At 65.6% G+C, this 1204-nt stretch carries 1 protein-coding gene; it reads right to left on the bottom strand.

Annotated elements, in window-relative coordinates; translation table 11 throughout:
* Positions 1–29: 29 nt before the first annotated feature.
* A protein-coding gene (locus C7456_RS16720) for an IS3 family transposase (protein ID WP_109724935.1) occupies positions 30–1162 on the bottom strand; the annotation gives its coding sequence in 2 pieces (ribosomal slippage) (positions 30–907 and positions 907–1162; 1134 coding nt in all).
* Between the last annotated feature and the right edge of the window lie 42 nt (positions 1163–1204).

Here is a 1204-nt window from a genome sequence, read left to right as displayed (position 1 = left end):
TGACCTGCCCCCATCAGCCGTACCAGTGATTACTGATAAAGCCCGGGGTTGGAGGGTACTGCGTTGTTGCCGGTTTGTGCGCGATGGTTGGCGGCGAACTGTGCCGGTGGGATGCGACCACAGCTGCTGTGCGGACGAACCTCGTTGTAGTCCCGTCGCCAATCGGCGATGACCTCGCGGGCCTGGGCCAGCGAGGTGAACCAGTGCTCGTTGAGGCACTCGTCGCGGAACTTGCCGTTGAAGCTCTCGATGTAGCCGTTCTGCATGGGTTTGCCCGGCTCGATCAGCCGATGCTCGATGCCGTGCCGCTGGGTCCAGGCCATGAAGGCCCGGCTGGTGAACTCCGGGCCGTTGTCGGTACGTACGACCTGCGGATAGCCACGGAAGCACGCGGCCTGATCCAGCAGGCGAACGACGTAAGCCCCGCCGATGCCGTGGTCCACCGCGATGTCCACGCTCTCGTGGGTGAAGTCGTCGGCCACCGTCAGGCACTTGATGCGGCGGCCGCTGGCCAGCGCATCGCTGACGAAGTCCATGCTCCAGACCTTGTTGGGTACGGTTGCCGGGCACAGACGCTGACGCTCACCGGCCGGCAGCCGGGCCTTGCTGCGCCGGCGCACCGCCAGCTTCGCCTCGCGGTACAGGCGGTAGATCTTCTTGTGGTTCACGTTCGGGAACTCCGGTCGAAGCAGGTCGTGCAGGCGGCGGTAGCCGAACCGACGCCGAACCTGGGCCAACTCGATGATCCGCGCCGACAGCGCCTGGGTGGCGGCGGTCGGCTCGGGCGGATGACGGAAGCTGTCGCGGGAGAGCCCCGCAAGGCGGCAGGCCCGGCGCTCGCTCACCGTGGTGAGTTCGAGCATGCGCCGGACTGCCTCGCGCTTGCATTGCGGGGCTAGCGTTTTACCCCGAAGCCGATCTTCAGCGCCTCGATGTCCAGGTGCGCCTCGGCCAGCAGGCGCTTGAGCCGGCCGTTCTCCGACTCCAGTTCCTTCAGGCGCTTGGCGTCTTCGGCCTCCATGCCGCCGTATTTGGCTCGCCAGGCGTAGAAGCTGGCGGGGCTGAAGCCGTTCTGCCGGGCCAGTTCCGACACCGCCATCCCGGCATCGGACTGCTTGATGAACCCGATGATCTGCTCGGTGGTGAAGCGACTCTTCTTCATGTCCGTCCTCGTGGTTGACGGACTTTACAGCTTCACTTGGTA

This window comes from Fulvimonas soli, from assembly GCF_003148905.1.
In the GTDB taxonomy this organism is placed as follows: Bacteria; Pseudomonadota; Gammaproteobacteria; order Xanthomonadales; family Rhodanobacteraceae; genus Fulvimonas; species Fulvimonas soli.
The sequence above is the reverse complement of the archived record's forward strand: the minus strand, read 5'-3'. Positions and strand labels throughout refer to the sequence as shown.